We start from the raw sequence: 4,143 nt of genomic DNA, 5'->3' as shown, positions 1-4,143 counted from the left end.
AGACCGGCCCCGCCACCTACAACAGCCCGAGAACTCGCCCAACCCTCTTGCCACCAGCGGAAATACGTTAACTACCCGGCCTTGGGTCAAGGCCCGCTCAGGAACCAGCCACGTTTGTGGGCGCGGTCCAGCCGGTAGCTCGGATCCACTCGACCAGGTCCAGGGTGGCCGGCTCGATCGAGCGCACCACCGCGAGGTCCGAAGGGTATTCCGCCGCCTCCGCGAACTGGCGGAACATCGCCTTGTCGAGGTCGTTGGGAAGCACGCTCAACGGGAGGGCCTCGTACCGTGCCGGGAGCCCGGCGCGCGCGCCGAACGCCGCGGCGATCTGGGGGCCCGTCAGCTCGTCGCCGACGAGCTCGACGGCTCCGCCGGGCGCCTCCGCGGTGTCGAGCAGGAGCGCGGCGGCGACCCGGCCGATGTCCCTGACCGAGATCATCTTCAGGGCGACGTCCTCCGGCAGCGGCAGCCTCAGCACGATCTCCCCATGCTCCAGGCTCGGTGCCATCACGCTCGCGAAGTTCTCCATGAAGGCGGTCGCGCGAACCATCGCGGCCCTCAGGCCGGACTTCCTCAGGTGCTCCTCGATCCAGTGCTTCGAGTCGTGGTGCGGCACACCCGACTCCTGGTCCGCTCCGAAGACCGAGTTGAACACGACGTGCGGGACGCCCGCCTCGACCGCCGCGTCGACGAGCGCGGTACCGATGCGGATCTCCGCCTCGACCTCTTCGAGGCTGTTCGCCTCCGGGGTCATGAAGTAGAACCCCTCGACCGTCGCCAGCGCGGCGGCCAGCGACGCCGGGTCGTCGGCCCGGATGGCCGCCAGCTCGACGCCGCGGGCGGCCAGCGCCTGAGCCCGGTCGGACTGCGGGTTGCGGACCAAAGCCCGCACCCGCGCCTTGTGGTCCAGCAGCGCGTCGACCACCGCCCCGCCCTGTTGCCCCGTCGCGCCGAAGACTGCGATCGTGCCGGTCGTCTGTGCGCTCATCGCTGCCACCCCTCACTAGTTCATGCCATGAACGAAACTAGTTCATGGCATGAACTACGTCAAGGTGCGGGTGTAGCGGGACCTCACGGTGTGATGGGTTGGTTCGAGGTGGGCGAAGAGAGGTCCGAGGTGTCCACGATGGCGGTGGCCACGCGCTCGAAGTCGCGCTGGTCGTCGGCGTCGAGGTTCCTCGCGATCTCGGGCAGGCGCTTGGCGACCTCGGCGTAAACGGCCTCGGCGAGCACCTTCCCCGCGGGCGTCGCACTGAGCATGACGACCCGTCGGTCCTGCGCCGAGCTTGCCCGGCCGACCAACTCGCGCCGCGCGGTGCGATCGACCAGCTGGCTCAATGCGTTCTTGGTCATACCCAACGACGCGGCGAGGTCAGCCATCTGCCGCGGCTCGTTCCTGACTGCGCAGAGCAGCGTGGCCTGCGAGGGGGTCAGGTCGAACTCGGCGCAGATCTGCGCGTACTTGCGTTGAATCACAACCGAGAGCCAGAAGAGCTTGTCGCCATAGTCCACGCCGGCCTCCCCCGTCCGATGACTGAACGATCAGCCTACTCGTCGCAGGCCGGCAGACCACGCCACTCACCAGGAGATGCACACCTCTGCGAGACCGGCCTGGCACTCCTACCCCAACCACTTTGATCGACTTACCCTGTCCCTTCACCCTCAGGTGGCGCCTCTACCGGCGCGCGACGGGTCGCGCGCCGGTGCCATGTTACTTCTGTGCCGCGTCGAGGGTGGGGTAGTCGGTGTATCCGGTGTGGTCGCCGCCGTAGAAGGTGGCCGGGTCGGCCGCGTTCAGCGGGGCGTTCGCCTGGAGGCGGGCCGGCAGGTCCGGGTTGGCCAGAGCGGCCGCGGCGACGGTGACGACGTCGGCCAGCCCGGCGTCGAGGTCGGCGATCCGGGCCTCGAGGGGAGCGCCGGCGCGGTTGAGGAGCAGGGCCGTAGGCCATTCGCGGCGCAGCCTCGCGACGAGGTCTTCGTCTCCGGCGTGGATCACGTGCAGGTAGGCCAGGTTCAATGGGGCCAGGGCGGCGAGCAGAGCCGGGTATACCTGGTGCGTGTCGTGCTCGCGGCGACATAGGCCGCAATTTGCTTGGACGGAGCAACGTCGGGCCCATCCGCGTCGATGTACACTACGCGCATTCCGTCATCCCGCGAACCGCATTTCGTCGGTTCCCCCCACGCGGCGAAGAAGGTCGCTGCGGCGGTCGGCATACTGGTGACGACGCCGCCTGCGACCGGGTCCTGCGAGAAGATGTCCGCGGTGGACGCGTGGTCGGCGATCGTGCAGGTCGTGCCGCACGAGCAGCTGGCAGGGGCGCTCGCCACGATCGCTGCGGTGCTCCCCGACACCGACGGGGACGACCACACGGAATGGCGGGCCGAACTGGTCGCCCGGTACGGCACCGTACGCGGCCTCAGCCGCCTCCTGGTCGAGGCCATCGACTTCTGCGCGGTCGAAGCCGGTGTCCGGGCCGCCTGACTCGACTCAACCCCGCTGCTGCCAACGAGTTCCTCCCCCGGCGCACCAAGGGCTCGGCGTGCCGGGAAGCGTTTCTCAGGCGCAGGTGGCGCTGGAAGCGTCGAAGTGTCCCGTCGTTCAGGCGTCAAGCCGGAAGGCGGGGGTTTCGGCGTAGCTGAGGGCGACAGTGGCCTGCTGGAGGTCGCCTTCAGCGGCATACCGGTGTGCCATGTCTACCATCATCTCCACGCTCGCCAGTGGGCTGTCCTCGTCGATGTCGTGGTTATCGAACCGGGTGCTCAGCTGCCGCCCTACAAAGTCCTGTCGCTGCCGTCGACCGGGGACTATCAGAGGCATGACACGCCCGACACGCACCCAGCCGCCCCGGTCGTGGACGGTGACGCCTGCTCGCTATGACAACGCCGATGTACAGCAGCTTCCCCGGCAATTGCACGCCACCCAGCTGGAGATGTACGGCTACGCTGACGATCCCACCGCTACCCCGGCCGAGGACTACACCCCGCCCCAGGACCTCTTCCTCCTCGCCTGGGAGGTCACCGCCCGCCCGACCGGCTGCGGTGGATGGCGCACCCTGAACGCGACCACTGCCGAAGTCAAACGCATGTACGTGCACCCCGATGCCCGCGGCCAGTCACTCGGCCGGGAACTCCTGCTTCGCCTCGAGACCGACGCCCGTCTCCGCGGATACACGCACATGCAACTGGAGACCGGCGTGGCCAACGTGGCAGCCCTCTCGCTCTACCAACAAAGCGGCTACCTCCGCATCACTCCGTATCAACCTGGGCGAAACCCCCAGATCAACCGGGCATTACGCAAAGCGCTGTAAAGGAATGCCAGCCGAATGCCCCCAGCCTGCCCCGTGCCGGGGGCCGCGCCGGTCGGGACAGCCGCCGATTCCGCGCACGTGGCTTTGCCGTTCAGGTCATCCAGGCGTCCCTGTACCGCCTCAAAGTGACAGCGTCCCAGCAGGTCAGAGCGTGGGACGTCCCACAATGTCCTGCGGAGGGCGGGGAGTGTGGACGGCCGTTGAGCCGATGGGCAAGGTCGGTCATGCACACCGGGCGGCGTGGTCCGCCCCGCGCCGCCACTCCGGACGACCTACGTCAAACATCCACAACAAACAGGGGAATTCCGTGAACACACGCAAGCGCATCGCTCTCGGTTTCGCGTCACTCGCCCTCGCGAGCGGTGGTCTCGGCGGAGGTGTCGCCGTAGCCGCCGACGGCGGAGAAGCGACGGCACAGCAGCCAACGGGCGCCGCCGCGTGCAGCACCTGGTACGACAACGCCGGCCCCGGCGGCGCCTACCGTGGGCACGCCAAGTGCTCCGGCAACGTCGACGTGAAGGTGTGGGTGAAGTGCACCGACGGCAGCGCCCACGCGAGCGCCTGGCGGTTCCAGTACGCCAAGGCCGAGTGCCCCTCGGGCCAGCGCGGCAGCTTCGCCCAGTACGACACGAGGCCCTCGCAGTCGTAGCCTGACCTGAAGCCGACACGCCACCGGGTGGTGACCTGCAGCGGTCCTGACGCGGTGGCGTGTCGGCTGTCGTTCCGGCGTCTGCGGGCCGCTAAGGGGTCCTTGCAGAATGATCTTGTTGTGGCACGGTGGAGAGGTATGTGATTCCGTGCTGCTTTGGGGGTGACCATGGCACGGCGGAAGCCG

6 protein-coding genes are annotated in these 4,143 nt (G+C 68.4%); 3 read left to right on the top strand and 3 right to left on the bottom strand.

The window, feature by feature from the left end; genetic code table 11:
• Window positions 1-97: 97 nt before the first annotated feature.
• The 3 genes from ACFXB5_RS52930 to ACFXB5_RS52920 all read right to left on the bottom strand — a co-directional run bounded on the left by ACFXB5_RS52930 (window position 98) and on the right by ACFXB5_RS52920 (window position 2,017).
• Window positions 98-988: an NmrA/HSCARG family protein gene (locus ACFXB5_RS52930; RefSeq protein ID WP_385223129.1), complete on the bottom strand. Its 891-nt coding sequence runs from the start codon at window positions 986-988 to the stop codon at window positions 98-100.
• An 83-nt stretch (window positions 989-1,071) separates the two neighbouring features.
• Window positions 1,072-1,512, bottom strand: coding sequence for a MarR family winged helix-turn-helix transcriptional regulator (locus ACFXB5_RS52925; RefSeq protein WP_385223127.1), 441 nt, complete (start codon window positions 1,510-1,512; stop codon window positions 1,072-1,074).
• Window positions 1,513-1,711: 199 nt separating this feature from the next.
• Window positions 1,712-2,017 (bottom strand): hypothetical protein, encoded by a 306-nt coding sequence (locus ACFXB5_RS52920; protein WP_385223125.1) that lies wholly within the window; start codon window positions 2,015-2,017, stop codon window positions 1,712-1,714.
• Between the two features lie 201 nt (window positions 2,018-2,218).
• Between ACFXB5_RS52920 and ACFXB5_RS52915 the strand changes: the two genes are divergently transcribed.
• The 3 genes from ACFXB5_RS52915 (at window position 2,219) to ACFXB5_RS52905 (ending at window position 3,957) form a co-directional block, all read left to right on the top strand.
• Window positions 2,219-2,482: a hypothetical protein gene (locus ACFXB5_RS52915; protein WP_385223123.1), complete on the top strand. Its 264-nt coding sequence runs from the start codon at window positions 2,219-2,221 to the stop codon at window positions 2,480-2,482.
• 334 nt (window positions 2,483-2,816) lie between these two features.
• The gene (locus ACFXB5_RS52910; protein ID WP_385223121.1) at window positions 2,817-3,308 is read left to right on the top strand and encodes a GNAT family N-acetyltransferase; all 492 of its coding nucleotides are present in this window, start codon (window positions 2,817-2,819) and stop codon (window positions 3,306-3,308) included.
• Between the two features lie 307 nt (window positions 3,309-3,615).
• On the top strand, window positions 3,616-3,957 hold the full coding sequence (locus ACFXB5_RS52905; protein ID WP_385223119.1) for a hypothetical protein: 342 nt from the start codon (window positions 3,616-3,618) through the stop codon (window positions 3,955-3,957).
• Window positions 3,958-4,143: the final 186 nt, after the last annotated feature.

This window comes from Streptomyces sp. NPDC059455, from assembly GCF_042750115.1.
Classification (GTDB): Bacteria; Actinomycetota; Actinomycetes; order Streptomycetales; family Streptomycetaceae; genus Streptomyces; species Streptomyces endocoffeicus.
The sequence above is the reverse complement of the archived record's forward strand: the minus strand, read 5'-3'. Positions and strand labels throughout refer to the sequence as shown.

Coding starts and splice junctions, on each gene's coding strand:
- ACFXB5_RS52910 (WP_385223121.1), top strand. CDS start 2,817: ATGACACGCCCGACACGCACCCAGCCGCCCCGGTCGTGGACGGTGACG.
- ACFXB5_RS52930 (WP_385223129.1), bottom strand. CDS start 988: ATGAGCGCACAGACGACCGGCACGATCGCAGTCTTCGGCGCGACGGGG.